This window comes from Gardnerella lacydonensis (genome assembly GCF_048545055.1).
In the GTDB taxonomy this organism is placed as follows: domain Bacteria; phylum Actinomycetota; class Actinomycetes; order Actinomycetales; family Bifidobacteriaceae; genus Bifidobacterium; species Bifidobacterium vaginale_C.
This window is the reverse complement of the sequence record NZ_JBKQXT010000003.1, coordinates 137,304-156,757: the sequence shown is the minus strand read 5'-3', so window position 1 is coordinate 156,757 and position 19,454 is coordinate 137,304. Positions and strand designations below refer to the sequence as shown.

Sequence of the window (19,454 nt, the reverse complement as noted above, 5' to 3'; positions counted from 1 at the left end):
AATAAATGTTATGCAGTCAAACTTGAGTCAGCAAAAAGAAAATACTACTACAGTTAAAGAAAAAACTGTGCAAATACAAGTAGAGCAATCATCATACGATGTTGTGATTATCGGCGCAGGAGCAGCAGGACTTTCTGCAGCACTGGGATTAGTGAAATCTGAAGAATATAAAACGCTAAAATCTCAAGGAAAACAGCCTAAAATATTAGTGATTTGCAAGCTTCAAGCGTTAAGGTCTCATACAGGTTCTGCCGAAGGTGGAATCGCAGCATCATTAGGAAACATAGAAAAAGATTGCTGGCAATGGCACTATTACGACACCGTTCACGGTGGAGACTGGTTAAGCGATCAAGACGCAGCAAAAATGCTAGCAAAAGAAGCTAGAGATACAGTTATTGAACTAGAACACTTTGGAGTTGCCTTTTCTAGAACAGAAGATGGTCATATTAATCAAAGATTTTTTGGTGGGCATACTGCCGACTTCGGTCAGCAGCCAATTAGACGAGCTGCGTACGCTGCAGACAGAATTGGACACCAAATTCTATACAGCCTATGGCAAAAATGCATAGAGGAAAATATTAAAATTGAAGAAGATATTTATGTAACAGACCTTGCTATAAACCACAAATCTAATAGCGTAGAGGGCATAATCGCACTAAACGAAAAAAGTGGAAAAGTAGAAAAAATATGTGCAAGAAATGTTCTTATAGCAACTGGTGGAGCTGGAAGACTATTTTCAACAACATCTAATTCCTGGGATTTAACTGGGGACGGAATGTCTTTAGCACTAAACGCAGGATTGCAACTAGAAGACATAGAGTTCATACAATTCCATCCGACCGGTCTAGCTCATACTGGAATATTGCTTTCTGAAGCAGCTCGAGGAGAAGGCGGAGTTCTTAGGAATTGCAAGAATGAAGCATTTATGAAAAACTACGACGACACGCATGCGGATTTAGCTCCAAGAGATGTAGTAAGCAGGTCGATTGTATCAGAGATAGATGCTTTAAGAGGCGTTGAAGATACTACTAGCAACATTGATAGAAAAGATTGCGTATGGCTAGATATGACTCATATAGAAAAGCAACATATGCTAGAAGCTCTTCCACAGGTTGTAGAAACTATTGAAAAATACGCTCATCTTGATCCATCAAAAGATCTTATACCTATTAGACCTACAGCGCATTACACGATGGGGGGAATACCCATATCACTTAACGGGCAAGTTTATAAACTAGTTAATAATAAAAAACAGAGAATAATCGGATTATATGCTGCAGGAGAATGCGCATGCTCGGGAGTACATGGAGCTAATCGCCTTGGCGGAAACTCTCTTCTTGATGCATGCCTGTTCGGAAAACTAGCTGGTAAGTCTATTGCAAAAGAATTAAAAGAACAAAGTCAGGAGAAAAGTCAAGAAAAACACGAAGAGCATATAGTAGATACATCAAAAAATGTGTACGATAGCACTCCTAATACTTTTGAAAATCTAGACAAATTATCAGAAAATCGTGTACAAGAGATAATCGGTCTTATTCAAAATACAAGCACATCTAGCAACACAACAAACCCATATAATCTACTAGAAAAACTAGAAAATATTATGGAAAATGCTACAGCGGTTAGGTGCAGTGAAAATACCCTTAAAGATGCTTTGCAAAAAATCGATACGATTATTATTCCGCAAGCTAAAATTCTTGTTTTACATTCACAAAATCTTGTTTTTAATCAAGAGCTAATCGCTATTTGGGAATTACAAAACATGATTACGCTTGCAAAATCGGTTCTGCAAGCATCACTTGCAAGACATGAATCTCGTGGAGCATTCACAAGATTGGACTATCCAAAACGTAATAACAATCAAAATCCACAACATTCTATAGTGGATTCAAACGGCGAAGTACAAAATATTCCAGTAATAATTGTCGATTTTGACCCAAACAAGCCTATTAATCATCAAAATAAGGATGAAATTAACAAAATTATGACAAAAATAGATTAATTTTCAACACGCCGAAGCAAAGAGTTAAAAAAGATGTTATAGTTCTATCTGTTGTCTAAAACACCCGTCCGGGTGGCGGAATGGTAGACGCGCTAGCTTGAGGTGCTAGTGCCTATTTGTACAGGCGTGCGGGTTCAAGTCCCGCTCCGGACACGGAATGAAGTCTTGCTGAGAAATCAGCAAGACTTTTCTGTTTTTTCATATTCATATCCGCTAATCACGCTGATCAATCACTCTAATTAATCACATAATTCCAAGGGTCGAAAGCTCTACCAATCCAAGAAACATCCAACGATTCACCAAAATTCTTGTATATAGAATCATGAACATCTTGCACAGCATACTTAAACCACAACGACTCAATGGCACTATGAGGAGTGTTTATAAGCATGGGCTTAATAATATTAGAGTTTGCTAATTGCGATTCATAAATAGCTTGCTCGTACGCGTCCGTTGCAGGATGATGCCTTAAATCACTTGTTACATACACGTCTGCTCCGCAAGCGCGAACTTCATCAAATAAAGAATCACCTGAACCTGGAAGAACAGCTATTTTGCTAACCATAGCATTAATATCTCCACACACTTGAATGCCTAGATTAGTAGTAGGCAAAGCGTTAAAAACGCGCATAGCAAACTCTTTAAGCGTGATTTTTTGCTCAAGCACTCCAACTCTGCCAAGACCAAGAGAAAGGTCATTATTACTTGCTGGAACAAGAGGATGCAAATCTTTAAGACCAAAAGCATTAGCTGCAGCATCAGCCACTCCCCTAAAAGCCGCGTCCGCATTAGTGTGACCAACCCACAAGCCACAATGATTTTCAATAAGTGTCTGAACTATTTTTCCTCGAACAGAAAAACCAGAAACTTCGTGAACCGACTTAAAAAACAAAGGATGGTGAGAAACAATCAAATCAGCACCCATTTTGCATGATTCTTCAACAGCTTCTAAAGTTGGATCAGATAAACAAACTATCTTATTCACATTATCCATAGGATTTCCAACAATTAATCCAGGATTATCCCAAGATTCAGCAAGATTTAGAGGATACAAGTCTTCTAAAACCCTAACAACATCAACTAAAGTTGCCATATTCTACACCTTTACAATAAACCTACAATAAACCTACAGCGGGCTTTACAATAATTCTCACAAATAAAATCAGTGAGCAGCAAGCTGCCAGTCAGCTCCCAATCCAGTAGACACGTTAAGCGGAACGTCTAACTCAACAGTATGTTCCATAGCGCCTTTAACAATATTTTCTACGATATCTGCTTCGCCATGTGCTATTTCGAGAACAAGTTCATCGTGTATTTGCAAAATCACACGACTTTTTACTTTAGCTTCTCGCAAATCCTTATCTACTTGAATCATTGCAAGCTTCATAATATCTGCAGCACTTCCTTGAATAGGAGCATTTAAAGCGGCTCGCTCTGCAGCCTCACGAGATGCTCTATTCGTGGAATTTAGCTTAGGAAAATACCTTCTACGACCAAACATCGTTTGAGTATATCCAAGCTTTCTAGCTTTATCTACTAAAGACTCCAAATAGTCATGCACGCCACCAAAGGTATCGAAATACTTTTCTTTAAGAACTTCTGCAGCAGCAGGACTAATAGAAAGCTGTTTTGCTAAACCATAAGTACTAAGCCCATATGCCAATCCGTAACTCATTGCTTTAACATGCGATCTCTGATCTGGGCTAACTTGTTCAACTGGAATCTTATAAACCAAGCTTGCTACAAACTTATGAAAATCAACACCAGACTTAAAAGCTTTAATAAGTGTTTCATCTGCAGAAGCATGAGCCATAATTCTAAGCTCTACTTGAGAATAATCACAACTCATAAGCTGATCGTATTGATTTCCTGGAATAAAAGCAGCTCTAATTTCCCTACCGACCACATTCCTATTCGGTATATTTTGCAAATTTGGGTCCGAAGAACTTAAACGCCCAGTAGCTGCAATAGTTTGTTCAAAAGTGGTATGAATCCTGCCATCTTCATATCTTGCAGAATCAATAAGACTCTGTACAATCTGCTTTAACTTGTTTGTCTCACGATGTTTTAGCAAAGCCCCTAAGAATTGACTAGCTTTTTCATCTGGATCAATTTTTGCATATAATTCTTGCAATGCTTCTGCATTAGTAGTATAAGATCCACTTTTCGTTCTTCTTGTAGGCTTTAAACCCATATCCTCAAACAGCAATTGTTGAAGCTGCTTAGGACTTTGCAAATTTATCGGCTTGCTTGCTACATCCAAAGCCATTTTTTGGGCAAATTGAGCTTCTGCCGCAAAATTATCTCTCATAGATACGAGCCTGTTCATATCTACGGCAGCACCTGCATCTTCCATGCCTCTTAAGACCCTAGAAACAGGCATTTCGACATCGACCATTAATCCTGTTTGTTTACGTTCATCTAGTTTTATAGCATATTGCTTTGCCAACAATCTTATTGTTACAGCAGTTTCCAAAATACGCTTTTCTTGCTTTTTACGCTTATCCTCTTCTTGATTTAACTCTTCAGGATTATCACTATCTTCTAAAACAAAATCAAGCTCTCCTTGTGCAGGCTCTTCATTAGATTTTTCATTTTCTACATGAATATTTAGAACATGTTCCGCCATATCTTCAATATTTTCATTGCGAAAATCTGGTTCTATCAAATAAGATGCTAAACGAGTGTCAAGTAATGGATTAAAAGAGTAATTATTATCTACAATTTTCAGCGATTTAAGAAGAGCTATATGTTTTTTGTAGTCATGCAAAACAATTGAAGATTCATACATTTTTATGAAATCTTTTAGCTTGTGGCAGATTTTATTACAATCTTCGCTAGAATCCCCATTAAGAACATCAGAATATACAATTGCAGCATTATTTTGCGATAGCATTACTAGCACATCTGCATAAATACCAAACTGACTGCTATTATTTGGTTTTTGCAATGCATATATAACTAGTTCTTTGTGATCTTTAATAGTTTTTGCACACTCTAAATCATTTCTTATAAGATTTAAAGAAGGTTTTTCTTGAGAATCAAGTAATTCAAACAAATCTACGGTTGCTTTAGATTTATATTCCGTATTCTCTTTAACTAATTCTGACGATCCCTTTGACTCACTTTTCTCAATACATGGTGAAACGAGATTAATCCAATTATCTAAATCAGATTCTGAATAAATTTTATGAATATTTATTTTATCTACTATAGTTTTGAAATCCTCTAAATCATCTGAATTATCAGACTCTGCAGAATTAACATCACTGACAGCATGAGTGCTTCCAGCAGAAATCATCATCTTAATGTTCTCTTCTAAAAGCTCTTTGCTTCCACGCGTAAATTCTTTTAAAATCTTCCTTCTACTGCGAGTACCAAACTCGAGTCTTTCAAACAATTCGCCAACTGACGCGGCATCAACATTTCCAAATTCAAGATCATTAATACTAACACCAAGATCTAAATCTTTAACAAGAGTATTTACTTTCTTATTTAGACGAATCTGATCTATGCTTTCTCGCAAAGACTCACCTTTTTTGCCAGTAACCTGATCCGCGTGTTCTATAATGCCTTCTAATCCACCGAATTGATTAATCCACTTTGCTGCATAACCATCGCCTACTCCAGGAACACCTGGAATATTATCGGAAGTTTCTCCTCTAAGCGCTGCTAAATCTGAATATTGCTTAGGCGTAACATTATATTTTTCAATAATCGCATCAGTATCCATTTGTTTTAAATCTTTAAAATGCCTGCCTGGATACAAAACATTTATATATTCATCAATAAGTTGGAACGCATCACGATCTCCAGAAAGAACAAGAGTCTTATATCTAGCTTTAGCGCCCATTGTGGCTAAGGTTGCAATAATATCGTCGCCTTCGTAACCCTGTTTTGTAATATATTTAACACCTAATGCATTGAGCAATTCTTGTATAACAGGAAGTTGAGCTAGAAGCTCTTCTGGTGCAGCTTCTCGAGTTCCTTTATATTGCGGCAAAAGTTTATTCCTAAAAGTTCCGCCTTTAACGTCAAAAGCAACAGCAAGCTTATCTGGTTTTTCTTTTTCAATAACCTGAGAAAGCATTGTTGAAAAACCCCATATTGCATTGGTTGCAAAACCAGATTTTGTTGAAAAATTATCCGCAGATATTGCGTAAAAAGCACGAAACGCAAGTGAGTGGCCATCTACCACCAACAACGTTCCATTTTCATCCTCATTATTCAAAGAATCCTCGTTTGCAACGATGCTGGCATTCACTTAACTACCCACCTGCGTTCTCGTAAAATAAATTTTTTATGAAATTATTTACCATAGCTGGCACAACCATTAATTGTAACAACTACAAAATATTGTTTTTAAATAATGCTTTGAAATACTGTTTACGCTTCTGCAGATGGTTTTTCTTCACCATACTTAGCAATAATAGCTAAAGCAAGACGCTTCTTTGGAATACGCTGATCCATAGAAGTTTTTTGAATCCAGCGGAAAGCACCCTGTTCCGAGAATCCAGCCTTGTCCATAAGCAAACCTTTTGCCCTGTCTACAAGCTTACGCTCTTCAAGAGTATCTTCAGCCTTCTTAAGCTTCTCTTCTGCTTTACGAAGCTGATCTTGCGCATCCTGTAGCTTATTTTCAGTACGCTCAACACTATCTAATAAATCGTTAATTTCACTAAACCTACCCATAGCTACTTCTAGAGCAGGCAAAAGTTTTGACTCCTCATACGGCTTGGTAACATAAGCCATAGCACCGGCGCCAGTAGCTCTCTTAACTAAATCAGATTGAGAAAAAGCAGTGAGCATAACAACTGGAGCAATATTCTCATCACAAATAGTGGCAGCCGCTTGAATACCATCTACTACTGGCATCTTAACGTCCATGCAAACAACATCTGGATGGAATTGACGAGTAAGATTAACCGCTTCTTCTCCATTAGCTGCTTGTCCTACAACCTTGTAGCCATTATCTTCCAACATTGCTACAAGATCCATACGGTTCACTGCCTCGTCTTCTGCAACTACAACAGTTTTTTCAGCATTTTCTTTTTTGCTTTCACTGTTATCATCGTCTTTTTTAGGAGTAGACAACTCAGCCGCATCTCGCAACTCATCATCGGTAAGCACAACTGGCGACTTCCCCATCTCTTCATCGCTGGTTACAGCAGACATTTTACAACCTCATTTCCTTACCCTAAAACACAAGGCAACAGCGCTATGTATTCCACTAACACACATTTTGCACACTCTAATACACGCCAGCTTTGCGGTCATTGCGTGAACCAGCATCATGCATATTCATTGCACAAACACTAAAAGCACACCGTGCGCGTTGCCATACGATTTTACTAGTACGCATGTATAAAATACATTATAAACCGCTTTTTAATGCGGTAAAGCTAGCATGCAAATATTGACAATACAAAAGTCAAAGCACCAAGCATTGCTAAAGATACGCATATTGGAAAAGCATTAGCATAATTCCCACATATAACCGCATATGCTAGCGAATACGCTTTTTTAATAAACATGTAGGTAATCAATAATAACAAAATGCAGCAAACAATAAACACACCCTGATTAGACAAGAAGCAATTTATTCTAAAAGCATTTTTATTCAATCTGGCTACATTCCAAATTATTGTCATAAACTTAGCAAAAAATATATTAAGAAAAACATAAACACACTGCAGAAGCGTAAACATAATTACAACAGAAACGAATATAATTCGCCCTATATTCTCCCCAACAATTGACATTGCTGTAAATTTTGCGTGTTTTGTATCACTTTCTATATCTCTTAAATTGTTAATCATCATAAGACAAGCAGAGAATCCGCCTGGAATAATGGACAATAACACACAAAACACAATTTGTGGAATGCTTGCCGTTGTTATTGATTCTTTAGGAAAATCACTTCCAAAACTAAGAGCACACAATGTCCCTAAAAAAGCAACAGGTCCAAAGAACAAAAACGCACTAAATTCTCCCCAACCACGGTAACCGTAAGGATGTGATCCTCCCGCATAAAACCACGCTCCCATAAGACAAACTAGTCCAAGAAGAATAAATATCCAAATTCCACTTCTAACAGTAATGATTAACCCAAAAACACATGATACTAAGGCAGATATGCAAACAGCATACAAAACTGATTTTGGTTTAATACCAGCGTCTGCAAGTCTCCAAGACACATCACACAATGTTTTATCGCCTAAATCTCTATTAGATCTTTGATCATCTAATCCGCGCAAACCATCACAATAATCATTCGCATAGTTCACTGAAATCTGCATAAAAGCAGCAACACCTATACACAATAGTGATTGAATAACAAAATTTTCAATATTATAAGGTTTTACAAGTATTTGACCACTGAATAAATATCTTGCAAAAATCGAAATCGCCATAATAACTGGCACTATTCCGATTGGAAGAGTATAAAGTCTTGCACCTTTAAGCCAAACCTTTAAATTATTCATCAAAAATCGCCTAGATTCTAGAATTTTTTAACTTATTCTAGATTAGTTTAGACTATTTTAAATAATTTGTGGAGCTAATATAGACACAACTATAGGCAAAGCAATCATAATCGCAGATATTACAATAAGAACAAGCCCACGCCATCCAAAAGTGTACTTTTTATAAGATGACTTACAAGTGCGCAAATAGAATCCACGTTCTTCCGCAGCCAAAGCACAACTATCGGCTTTACGAACAGACAAAACCAAAAGAGGCACAATCAAAGGCATCATAAGCTTAATCTTTTTAAAAGGATTCTTAGTATCGAACTCCACTCCTCTTGCCATTTGAGCTTCTGTAATCTGAGACATTTCGTACGCAAAAATAGGAACAAAACGCACAGCTGTAGTAATCGTAAAAACATAGCAGTAAGGAACATGCAGATATTGAACAACAGCATTAGCTAAATCGTTCAATTTTGTAATGCTAAGAACGCTAACAAGAGGCAAAGCAAAACAGAATAGTCTCAAAGATGCTCTTGCAGCAACAGAAATTCCTCTTGATGTAAACCACAAGAACATATAATTTCCACCCTGAGCAATAATCGTTTGCAAAAAGAACATTACAACGCCGAGAATAAGCATTGCGCGCACAAGAGGAAACAGAGTTTTAAGAATCCCAGCCATAGCCATAGCAACAAGAATCAATACTGCAATAGTTACAAGAACGCTAAATTGTTGAGCTATAAAAGCAGACACAACAACGCTTATAGCTAATATAAGTTTTGCAATAGGATTTGCCTTGTGCAAGAAAGTTGAACCAGCATTATAAGTAAGAATCTTAGTTTGCATAAAAATCACCCATTTGTTTTACAAATTGCAACTCTTTTTAAGAGCATTAACCAACATATCTCTCTTATACAATCCTTTACACTTAGCAAAACCATTTTTAACTAAGCCCTGAGATACAGCGCACAAAAGAGGAGCACATAAAGCAGCTTCATCGCAAATACTCTTATTCTCAAACACATGGCTTATGCTTCCGTCTTCAAGAATATGTCCATCATTTACTACGATTAAACGCGTTGCAAAATCAAGCACCACTTCCATATCGTGGCAAACCATTATTACGCAACAACCATGGTCTCTAAGGTCTTCTACAACTTGCATGATTCTCAAGCATTCCATGTAATCCAGTCCGCAAGTAGGCTCATCTAACACAAGAATCTTAGGTTTAGTTACAACAGTTGCAGCCAAAGCAACCATCTGACGCTGACCTCTAGAAAGCATAAAAGGGCTAGCATTAGGATCTAAATTAAGCTTTTCAATCACTTGCATAGCATGATTATTAGATTCTTTAACAGACTCACCTAAAAGAATGCAACTAAACGCAACTTCTTCTAAAATAGTATCTTTACAAAGCTGACGATCTGGATTCTGGAAAAGAGTCGAAACATAGTGAGCAATTTGGCTTATTTTCATGTTGCTAGTATTTTTGCCATCAATAAAAATACTTCCACTACTCGGCTTAAGCAAACCGTTTATTAGCTTAGTAACAGTTGTTTTTCCAGCTCCATTTCTTCCAACAAGAGTTACAAGCTCCCCAGCGTAAGCTTCAAAAGACACGTTTTTTAAAGCACTAACGCCACTTGGATACGAAAAACTAACATTTTGCAAAGAAAGACATGGTGAAGCGTTTTGTGCTAAGTTTTGCGATTCATTGGAAAAGTCGAAAGCAACCGCACATTTATCTTCATCACATTCACTATATGAATCATCATGTGAAACTAAAGAATTTCCACTATTAATCGTATTAACAATAGTATCTACTGTATCTTCTACCGATACAGGCAAATCGCTTTTAGCGCAAATATTCTCACTTTGTAAATCGTTAATAAGATGAGTTGTACGAGGATAATTTATTCCAATAGAATAAAGCAAATCCATATTTTTTAGCGCTTGTCCAACAGGCAAATCAAGCGACAAAGTGCCATTAGACAATACAACCAAACGCTTACAATACTCGCTTAAAAGCGCCACTTTCTGCTCAATTACAACAACCGTTATTCCAAAATTCTTATTCAAATCTTTAAGAATCGAAAAAATCATTTTAGAAGATACAGGGTCCAAAGCGCACGTAGGCTCATCTAACACCATAACTTTAGGTTTTAGCGCAAGAATAGCAGCAATCGCAACTTTCTGCTTTTGACCTCCGGAAAGAGTGTCTAAATCACGATTGCGCAAATCACTAATGCCAACAATTTGTAAAGCTTCATCGATTCGATTTGGTATTTCATTGTGCGCAACACCAAAGTTTTCTAGACCAAAAAGAATCTCATCTTCTACGTTTGCAGCCACCATTTGCGCATCAATATCTTGAATAACTGATCCAATTAAGCAAGCTATATTAGTTAAAGCAAGATTTTTAGTTTCTTGACCTGCAATCTTAACGATTCCAGAAAGTTCTCCAGAATAATGATGAGGAATAGCACCAGAGAAAATAGAGGCAAGAGTTGTTTTACCAGATCCAGATGGTCCAATAATTCCAACAAATTCGCCAGATTCAATACTAAGACTTATATTGTTCAAGGCAAAAGTGGAATCTTGTGCCTTTGCAGAGTCTAAAGAATCATCCTTATTATGATTCAAATATTTAAAAGATACTTCCCTAAGCTCAAGCAAAGACACAATAATTCCTAACTCTTAAAAACCCAACAATACTATGAACATTACTTATTGATTATTCTCTGGATTATATTCTCTGACGATTATATGACTTACTGAATATTATCCAACACAAATTCAAATACTTACTTGTGTAAAACGAGTCGAATTGGAGTGTAAAGAACCTCAACAACAACAGCATTAAACACAGCAGTACCCAAAATGATTGGAAGCATAACAAGAATCGTTTTAGGAGAATGAAGAACAAAGAAAGATGCAGTAGAGGCAAATATTAAACCAGAAACAACTGTAGTTATAAAAGTGGCTACAAGTGGGAAAATACTGAACTTTCTAGCGGCATCCTTAGGGAAAACGCGAACATAAGTCATAATCATCAAAGTCATAACAATTGCTGCTGGAATATCGCAAACATAATTAAGACCAGGAATCGATGCGTTAAATTGCATCAAAGTCGCAGCCAAAGCACCAATAATCGCACCCTGAATAACATTTGGACGAACAAGCAAAATAGCAAGACAGAACGATGCGATTAAAAAGTTTGGTTTAATATTGCCAATCGAAAGCGCTTTTGCAACAGTAAAATCAAGAATACATCCTGCCGCAAAAAGAACAGCCACCAACACCAAAGACGTAATATCTAAAGCATGCTTTTTAATACTTACAGAATTAAGCATATTACCTGCATGTTCGTTAATTTCCTGATTCATAATCTTCTCCTTTATGTTTTGATAATCAAATTTCAATTATCAACTTTTGGTATTTATTTATGTTTTGATATTTATTTACATTGATTTAAATTAATTTGTTTAATTATTTTTCAATTCTGATTTACTTGTGTAAAACAAGTCGAATTGGAGTGTAAAGAACCTCAACAACAACAGCATTAAACACAGCAGTACCCAAAATGATTGGAAGCATAACAAGAACAGTGTTTGGAGAGTGAAGAATAAAGAAAGATGCGATTGTTGCAAAAATCATTCCAGAAATAACAGTTGCAATAAAGGCAGAAATGAATGGGAAAACACTGAACTTTCTAGCGGCATCCTTAGGAAAAGACTTTAAATAACCCATCAACATCAAAGTCATAATAATTGCTGCTGGAATATCGCAAGCGTACTCAAGACCAGGAATTGAAGTGTTAAATTGAATTAAAGTCGCAGCCAAAGCACCAATAATCGCGCCCTGAATAACGTTTGGACGAACAAGCAAAATAGACAAGCAGAACGATGCAATTACAAACTCTGGCTGAATATTCCCGATCGAAAGCGCTTTTGCAACAGTAAAATCAAGAATACATCCTGCCGCAAAAAGAACAGCCACCAACACCAAAGACGTAATATCTAAAGCATGCTTTTTAACATTTACACCTTTAAGTAAATCCGCAGCCTGATTAACACTAGATTCAGCAGAAGTAAACGAGGTTTCCTGCTTAGTTTCATTAATTTCCTGAGCCATGATTTTCTCCTTTTATTTAGATTCTTATATTGCTTGTTTTAAACAATTTTTTAATTGTTTTTTATGTTTATAGATTTGTTTTAGATTTTCTAGATTTGTTTTAGACGTAAGATTAATCCAAATAGATTTGGCTTTCCGGAGATATAAAAAAGACCTCCAGGTTTACCCTAGAGGTCTTTTACAAGCCTAAAACATGCAGCTTCTAAAACTTTAGAGTAAACTACGCCAAAGAGAAGTCTGCCACCACCACATACGAGCAGCATCAAAAGTATCGCGAGCTTGAGCATTCATGTTACGCATGATAGCCGCCTCCCTAATACTTAGCTGCAAAGCTAAACGATAATGTGGTCAGTCACAAATCCAAAATCGTAAATCGTAAAATTTACGATATCTGTTTGTGTTGTGTTTGATGCTAACACTATAAAAGTACAAATGCAAACAAAAATAAAAAATTAATGGAAAAATTTTATAAAATCTAAAACAATAGTCTTCAATCATCCCCGAAATTTCAAGCAAAACAACGCAAAACGCGCGAAGTAAATTATTACACAGCCAAACGTCATACACAAACGATATAGTCAAAGTCGGTTCGGGGTGCGTAAAAACGCTGAGATTACACCCGTTAAACCTGATCTAGGTAGTGCTAGCGAAGGGAAAATCATGGAAGAATTAAACGAATCAAATACAAATATAGATACAAGTTTTAGCGTTCGCGCAAGAAGACGAATGTTTCTAAATGACGTTAGATCATGCATAGAAAGAGTCAGAGCAAAGAAGCCACTAACTCATTGCATAACAAACAATATTGTTCAAGACATAACAGCAAATGCGCTACTTTCCGCAGGAGCTACACCAATAATGGTATGCGACCCAGATGAAGCCGCGGGCATCGCAAAAATAGCGTCAGGTGTTCTAGTAAACGTTGGAACATTCGAAGAGATAAAAGGCAAAGCCATACTCAAAGCCATAGAAGCATGCGAAGAAACACAAACTCCGTGGGTACTAGACCCAGTTGGAGTTGGAGTAGACGCATTAACCACTAGAACAAAATTTGTAAGAGAAATCGTAAAACAAAACCCAACAGTAATACGAGCAAACGCAAGCGAAATATTAGCTTTAGCTGGTCAAAGCAGTCAGATGAAAGGCGTAGATGCGCAAGACCCAGTAAACTCCGCGCTAGAAGCCGCCAAAAAACTGGCAAAAGCATACGGATCTGTAGTATCTATATCTGGAGAAAAAGACGCGGTATACGGTCACGGATGCCTAGCGCGAATAACTGGCGGACACAAAGCTATGACAAAAGTTGTAGGAACTGGGTGCGCTCTTGGAGCATTAGTGGCTGCATATGTGGGTGCAAACCCAGAGCGCCCAGTAGCAGCAACAGTAGCTGCACACGTGCACGCTGCAGCAGCTGGAACGTTTGCAGCGAGACAAACAACCGCACCAGGAACATTCAGAACACTGTGGATCGATGCGCTGCAAACATTAAGCGTAAACAACATGTTTGAACTAACAAACATTGAGTTCAGCATAGAACCAACAGATTGGACACTTTACCTAGTAACAGATCCACGTATGGGAAACCGTAGCGAAGAGCAAGTTGCAGTAGAATCCATAGATGGCGGAGTGACAGTAGTTCAATTGCGAGATAAATACTCCAACGATACTGAAATATCAGAAAAAGCCATAAAGTTACGCAAAACACTTATAAAAGCAAAACATGGGGATATACCGATTTTCATAGACGATCACGTTGATTGCGCAGCAAAACTGGGATTCAACCTGCATATTGGTCAAAAAGACACGCCTTTTGTTACAGCACGTAAATCCATGCCAGCCGAATGGATGATTGGACTTTCTTGCGCAAGAGTAGACCTAATGGAAAAAGCATATAAAGAGTGCAAAGAGAACGATACTCCACTTCCTGATGTTATAGGAATCGGAGCTGCATTTGCCACAAACACTAAGGCGCATGATGTTCCGCCTCTTGGAATTGAAGGCGTAAATGAGGTAGCAAAAGTAGCACACAGTATGGGCGTAAAAACTCTAGCGATTGGTGGAATCCACGAAAACACCGTTTTCCCAATCAAAGACCTAAGCATTGATGGAGTATGCACTGTGTCTGCACTCATGTGCGCTGAAGATCCTAAAAAAGTAGCAAGCGATCTTAAAAGCGTAATAACTCGCTAAAGTATGCATCAAAGTCACAAAAATTGACTAATAGCATATACTTTCAATCCCTAGCAACGTGTATACTTTCACGAGTTGCGGGCTTGTAGCTCAGTGGATAGAGCGTCTGCCTCCGGAGCAGAAGGCCGTGGGTTCGAATCCCATCAAGCCCACATTTTGTGTTAGTATTAAGTGTTAATTGCCTCCAAGAAGAGCAAAAGTACCGTAGTATACAGCAGCGATTAAAGCTATAGCAGGGATAATTAAGCACCCAATCATAAACACATAATCGCGTTTATTCACATGACTTATACGTGCATGAGATCTTGGGTTTTCTCCACCAAATCCACGCGCTTCCATAGCCGTAGCCAAAGTTGTAGATCTTCTAATAGAAAGCACCAAAAGAGCAAAAGCTTGAGGCATAAAAGCCTTAATCTTACTATCATCACCAAGTCCGCGAGAACGCCTAGATGCACTAAGAGCAGCCCAATCGTCTTGAAGAACACTAAACAATCGCATACCAGCTAATCCACCGTAAACAAACCTATCTGGCAATTTCATAACTTGACTAAAAGCATCAGCTAAATCAGTTGCATCAATGCCAATAACAGTAACAATAGCTGGAACACCGATAGCTAAAATTCTGATAAATGTTGCAATTGCAAGAGTTGTGGAATGATCACTCACGTGAATAATTCCCCAATCAAACCATGTTGCTCCACCTGATTTACCATACAACCACACAGCTAAGGCAGATCCAGGCGCACCAACCCATACAGGCCAAGAAAGTTTAATAACTCGCCAAGGGTTCATTTTAACAACCCAAAGAATCACAAACTCCAAAACCAAAGCTATTGTTGCAGAAAGCCAATCGAGAGTAAACAAAAGCGGAACCGAAAGCAGGAAGGCTCCAAGCATCCTATACACAGGATTCAAAGATGCCAAGAATGGAGAATAACTTGATGCACGAGCTGCCTCATCGCGATGATTCACATCGCTAACTTCTATTCGAGATATATTCGTTGCATTTGTTGACGAAGATAATGCTAAAGATTCTTGTGAATTATCTATATTTTCAGACTCATAAAATTCGTTATTAGTGGAATCCACATTAGTTTTAAGTTCCACTAAACGCGCTCCAAGCGCATCTACTAACTCTCTATCGTGAGTAACAACAATAACACTAACGCCGTCCGCGCGAAGGCTTGCAATGAGTTTTATAATTTGTAACCAAGTTTTACGATCCTGTCCAAAAGTTGGTTCATCTAAAATTAAAACTCTTGGAGCTGCAGCCAAAGATGCAGCAACAGTAAGTCTACGCTTTTCACCTCCAGATAAAGTGTATGGGTTTGCATTAGCATATCTAGATAAGCGGAATCTATCTAACAAAGACTCTGCTTTAGTTTTAGCGTCTTCTTCACTCATTCCAGTTCTAATAGGACCTAGCATAACTTCTTCAAGCACGGTTCCACACGCAAACTGATGTTCTGGATTCTGGAAAACGTATGAAATTCTTTTAGCAAGATCAGTAGACTTCCACTTCATAGGATCAGTGCCACCTGCACCTTCGCAAAGATCCTCACTAGCTACAACCTGACCTTCTAAAGCTGGAATTAATCCTGCCAAAGTTAGAGATAAAGTTGACTTTCCAGCACCATTTGCTCCAACTAATGCTGTGATTTGTCCAGAATTAAATTTCAAATTGATATTTTTTGCTATTGGAGTACTCGTATGACTAATCGCAAGGTTTTCTGTTGATAGAACTACTCTTCCATCACCTTTTGCTGGATCGCAATCTGGTTCGCCTTCAACATAAATCCTACCAATTTTGCGATCTTGTGGATCTTTATACTTGTCAGGAAGCCAAATCCCAAGGTTTTCAAAATCAAGATCTCTTCTGCTGAACACTTCGTCTGGAGTTCCATCTGCAACAATAACTGTTTGCGCAAACTCGTCTCGCGCAATATCATCATCGTGAACATAGTTATTCTCTTCTGTATTGTTCACAGAATTATCAAGACCAAGAACCACTACTCTATCAATCAAATCAATCCAAGGCTGCGCATGATGTTCTACAAGAACCATTGTTGCATTGGTATCGTCTAAAACTTTACCAACAGCTTTTACAATCTGATTAACACCATCTGGATCTAGATTTGCCGTAGGCTCATCTAAAAGAAGCACGCTTGGCTTCATAGCCAATGCTCCAGCCAATGCCAGACGCTGCATTTGTCCACCACTTAAATGGGCTGTAGAACGGTGTAACTGTAAGCCTTCTAAACCTACTTCTTCAAGACTTTTATTAACAAGATCCCATATTTCTTTACGAGGAACATTCATATTTTCAGGACCAAAGGCGACGTTATCTCCTAAACGCTGAAAAATAGCTTGAGCCTCTGGGTCTTGTAACACTAATCCCACTCGCCCACGCGCTTTATGAACTGGTAAATCATCTACGAATACTGAGCCTTCGCTCACACCGCCATCTTCGTCTTCAACTAGAACATTCTTCTTCGAATCAGGCTTTGAATTATTTGGGCTAGATTTAACAATATCACTACCAATCAGCCCAGCAGCACCTTCAAGAATTGTGGATTTGCCTATGCCCGATGCACCAAGCAACAAAACTCTTTGCCCTGCTTCAATTGTTAGGTTCAACCCGCGTACAGCAAAATGTTTGCGAGAAGCATGACGATAACCCCAATTATCAAAACGTAGCTGAGCATTGCAGCTAGCCGATGGAAGGAATGTTTCGGCATCCTGCGTATTAGTTTTGTTAAAAACTGGCGTTTCAAATGCATCAGGCATAGCAAAATCCTTTATGGCAATGATTTTTAGTTATTTTCTATCTATTTTTTAATTTTTTCTTTTAGAATCATTTAGATCTGCTACGGACTTTTTAACGACCTAAAAATCCTAAAATGTCTTTATTGCAAACACGTTTTTGACTTATCCTAATAAACAAAACATCATATCAGTGATTTACATCGCTGATTGCATTGCAATAAGACATTTTCTTTCGACATAGATATGTGCCTTACTGTTCTTTCACTACGACTTATGCGTTGGCTTAAATCGTAGATCACCATTAAGGCACGGGAAAAACAGATCTCCGTGCGCCAGCATTACCTGGATTCACGTTCAAGCGGTTTCTCTCAGCTTTACAAATTAATGCAAAGCACCCGTGTCGTGTGAAGATTTTACGTCATTGCGTAGACTCGTATACAAACGCTTAAATTCTATATAGCGATTGTATACGAGTTGTTAAGTCTACTTAGTTAGACGATCTAAAAGCAAAGCTTCAGTTACGATATTCGATTTCAAACCAGAAAGAGAAATCGACTCATTTGGACTATGCGCATTAGACTTTGGATCTTCAGGACCAGTAACCAAAACCTGAGCTTTAGGGAAAATTCGTTGCAATTCTGGAATAAATGGAATAGATCCACCTTCACCCTTATTAATAGGATCCACGCCAAAAGCATCCTTCATAGAAGCTAAAGCGTCTTGAGTTGCTACGGCATTCGGATCCATAGCCCATCCCATACCATTGTCAACTGGCTCTACAGTAACCTCAGCCCCAAATGGTGCGTTTGCAACCAAAAAATCACTCAAAGCTTTTTGTGCTTCTTCTGGACGCTGGCTTGGAGCTGTACGAAGTGAAAGTCGCAAGCGCGTTTCGTGAGCAATCACATTAAAGCTTTCTTCTACAGGATGAGCATCCATACCAATAACAGTCAAGCTAGGCTTAGTCCACATACGAGCAGCAAGAGAACCAGTACCAGCAAGCTTATAAGAATCCACTACTGAAGAATCCGCGCGAACTTGAGCCTCATCCAAATCACGTTGCAAACCGCCAACAGGTTCCTGAGATTTAATTCCAGGAACATCCAAATCGCCTTCCTTGTTATAAAGAGAAGCAACAAGCATTGAAGCAATAGTATAAGCATCTAAAATTGGTCCGCCAAACTGTCCAGAATGAACCTGATGACCAAGAACCTTCACTTTGACGTCTACTGTAGTGTTTCCGCGCAAGCTAGTAGTAAGACTTGGAACATCTGCAGACCAATTTCCAGAGTCGGCAACAATAATAACGTCTGATTCAAACTCATTTTTATGAGCTTCGATGAATGGAATGAAACTTGGAGAGCCCATTTCCTCTTCACCTTCAATAAACACCTTAATATTTACGCCTAAATCTTCGCTTAAAGCACGCAAAGCACCGTAGTGAATTGCAATTCCGCCGCCATCGTCAGCGCTACCGCGACCATACAAGCGTCCATCTATCTCGGTTCCTCTGAAAGGATCAGTATTCCACTCGCTTGCATCTGGAACAGGCTGAACATCGTGATGAGCGTAAAGCAAAACAGTTAGAGCATTAGGATCCACAATACGAGATCCAACTACTTCAAAAGCTCCAGGAGTACCATCTGGATTCTGGGACTGTTCAACTCGAGCATCTACACCAACTTCGCGCAAAACTTCGGCCACATACTCAGCCGAAGCGCGCATATGATCTCCAGTAATACCCTTAGCAGAAACAGCTCCTAAAGAGATCTTCTTATTTAATACGCTAATAACATCTTCCCAAGCGTTTTGCACGCGCGAACGCACATCATCAACCTCTAAACCAGCCATAAGTCCTCCAAAAAACAGTAGATTAGTAAAAACATTAGTTG

Annotated in this window: 12 protein-coding genes, 2 tRNA genes and 1 riboswitch; of the genes, 4 read left to right on the top strand and 10 right to left on the bottom strand. The window is 38.3% G+C overall.

Annotated elements, in window-relative coordinates; genetic code table 11:
• Positions 1-10 precede the first annotated feature (10 nt).
• Together ACJV45_RS04505 and ACJV45_RS04500 are read left to right on the top strand one after the other, a co-directional pair.
• A complete protein-coding gene (locus ACJV45_RS04505) occupies positions 11-2,002 on the top strand; it encodes an FAD-binding protein (RefSeq protein WP_419397740.1) in 1,992 nt (663 codons plus the stop codon).
• 66 nt (positions 2,003-2,068) lie between these two features.
• Positions 2,069-2,155 (top strand) — tRNA-Leu (locus ACJV45_RS04500).
• Between the two features lie 82 nt (positions 2,156-2,237).
• On the opposite strand, the gene ACJV45_RS04495 is transcribed toward ACJV45_RS04500, so the two are convergent.
• The 8 genes from ACJV45_RS04495 to ACJV45_RS04460 all read right to left on the bottom strand — a co-directional run bounded on the left by ACJV45_RS04495 (position 2,238) and on the right by ACJV45_RS04460 (position 12,606).
• Positions 2,238-3,095 (bottom strand): Nif3-like dinuclear metal center hexameric protein, encoded by an 858-nt coding sequence (locus ACJV45_RS04495; protein WP_419397739.1) that lies wholly within the window; start codon positions 3,093-3,095, stop codon positions 2,238-2,240.
• Between the two features lie 69 nt (positions 3,096-3,164).
• A complete protein-coding gene (polA, locus tag ACJV45_RS04490) occupies positions 3,165-6,266 on the bottom strand; it encodes a DNA polymerase I (protein ID WP_419397738.1) in 3,102 nt (1,033 codons plus the stop codon).
• A 122-nt stretch (positions 6,267-6,388) separates the two neighbouring features.
• Positions 6,389-7,177, bottom strand: a complete 789-nt coding sequence (locus ACJV45_RS04485) for an ANTAR domain-containing response regulator (protein ID WP_248902326.1) — start codon at positions 7,175-7,177, stop codon at positions 6,389-6,391.
• Between the two features lie 227 nt (positions 7,178-7,404).
• Positions 7,405-8,487: a 1,4-dihydroxy-2-naphthoate octaprenyltransferase gene (gene menA / locus ACJV45_RS04480; RefSeq protein ID WP_116692212.1), complete on the bottom strand. Its 1,083-nt coding sequence runs from the start codon at positions 8,485-8,487 to the stop codon at positions 7,405-7,407.
• Between the two features lie 57 nt (positions 8,488-8,544).
• Positions 8,545-9,318: an energy-coupling factor transporter transmembrane component T family protein gene (locus ACJV45_RS04475; RefSeq protein WP_116692213.1), complete on the bottom strand. Its 774-nt coding sequence runs from the start codon at positions 9,316-9,318 to the stop codon at positions 8,545-8,547.
• A gap of 18 nt (positions 9,319-9,336) precedes the next feature.
• The gene (locus ACJV45_RS04470; RefSeq protein ID WP_419397737.1) at positions 9,337-11,154 is read right to left on the bottom strand and encodes an ABC transporter ATP-binding protein; all 1,818 of its coding nucleotides are present in this window, start codon (positions 11,152-11,154) and stop codon (positions 9,337-9,339) included.
• A gap of 122 nt (positions 11,155-11,276) precedes the next feature.
• The gene (locus tag ACJV45_RS04465) at positions 11,277-11,858 is read right to left on the bottom strand and encodes a tryptophan transporter (protein ID WP_415690252.1); all 582 of its coding nucleotides are present in this window, start codon (positions 11,856-11,858) and stop codon (positions 11,277-11,279) included.
• Positions 11,859-11,979: 121 nt separating this feature from the next.
• The gene (locus ACJV45_RS04460; protein ID WP_016815441.1) at positions 11,980-12,606 is read right to left on the bottom strand and encodes a hypothetical protein; all 627 of its coding nucleotides are present in this window, start codon (positions 12,604-12,606) and stop codon (positions 11,980-11,982) included.
• 580 nt (positions 12,607-13,186) lie between these two features.
• Positions 13,187-13,279: riboswitch (TPP riboswitch) on the top strand.
• Here ACJV45_RS04460 and thiM point away from each other — a divergent pair.
• A complete protein-coding gene (gene thiM / locus ACJV45_RS04455; RefSeq protein WP_032836850.1) occupies positions 13,267-14,796 on the top strand; it encodes a hydroxyethylthiazole kinase in 1,530 nt (509 codons plus the stop codon). It overlaps the preceding riboswitch by 13 nt.
• A 79-nt stretch (positions 14,797-14,875) precedes the next feature.
• A tRNA-Arg gene (locus ACJV45_RS04450) sits at positions 14,876-14,948 on the top strand.
• A 22-nt stretch (positions 14,949-14,970) separates the two neighbouring features.
• On the opposite strand, the gene ACJV45_RS04445 is transcribed toward ACJV45_RS04450, so the two are convergent.
• Together ACJV45_RS04445 and ACJV45_RS04440 are read right to left on the bottom strand one after the other, a co-directional pair.
• A complete protein-coding gene (locus ACJV45_RS04445) occupies positions 14,971-17,583 on the bottom strand; it encodes an ATP-binding cassette domain-containing protein (protein ID WP_020761686.1) in 2,613 nt (870 codons plus the stop codon).
• 462 nt (positions 17,584-18,045) lie between these two features.
• Complete coding sequence (locus ACJV45_RS04440) at positions 18,046-19,413, bottom strand: dipeptidase (RefSeq protein ID WP_419397736.1); 1,368 nt, start codon at positions 19,411-19,413, stop codon at positions 18,046-18,048.
• Positions 19,414-19,454 lie beyond the last annotated feature (41 nt).

Bases quoted from the DNA above. Each gene is read 5' to 3' on its own strand.
- ACJV45_RS04475 (WP_116692213.1), bottom strand. From the start codon at position 9,318: ATGCAAACTAAGATTCTTACTTATAATGCTGGTTCAACTTTCTTGCAC.
- ACJV45_RS04460 (WP_016815441.1), bottom strand. From the start codon at position 12,606: ATGGCTCAGGAAATTAATGAAACTAAGCAGGAAACCTCGTTTACTTCT.
- ACJV45_RS04505 (WP_419397740.1), top strand. From the start codon at position 11: ATGCAGTCAAACTTGAGTCAGCAAAAAGAAAATACTACTACAGTTAAA.
- ACJV45_RS04485 (WP_248902326.1), bottom strand. From the start codon at position 7,177: ATGTCTGCTGTAACCAGCGATGAAGAGATGGGGAAGTCGCCAGTTGTG.
- ACJV45_RS04445 (WP_020761686.1), bottom strand. From the start codon at position 17,583: ATGCCTGATGCATTTGAAACGCCAGTTTTTAACAAAACTAATACGCAG.
- thiM (WP_032836850.1), top strand. From the start codon at position 13,267: ATGGAAGAATTAAACGAATCAAATACAAATATAGATACAAGTTTTAGC.
- ACJV45_RS04495 (WP_419397739.1), bottom strand. From the start codon at position 3,095: ATGGCAACTTTAGTTGATGTTGTTAGGGTTTTAGAAGACTTGTATCCT.
- ACJV45_RS04440 (WP_419397736.1), bottom strand. From the start codon at position 19,413: ATGGCTGGTTTAGAGGTTGATGATGTGCGTTCGCGCGTGCAAAACGCT.
- ACJV45_RS04465 (WP_415690252.1), bottom strand. From the start codon at position 11,858: ATGAATCAGGAAATTAACGAACATGCAGGTAATATGCTTAATTCTGTA.
- menA (WP_116692212.1), bottom strand. From the start codon at position 8,487: ATGAATAATTTAAAGGTTTGGCTTAAAGGTGCAAGACTTTATACTCTT.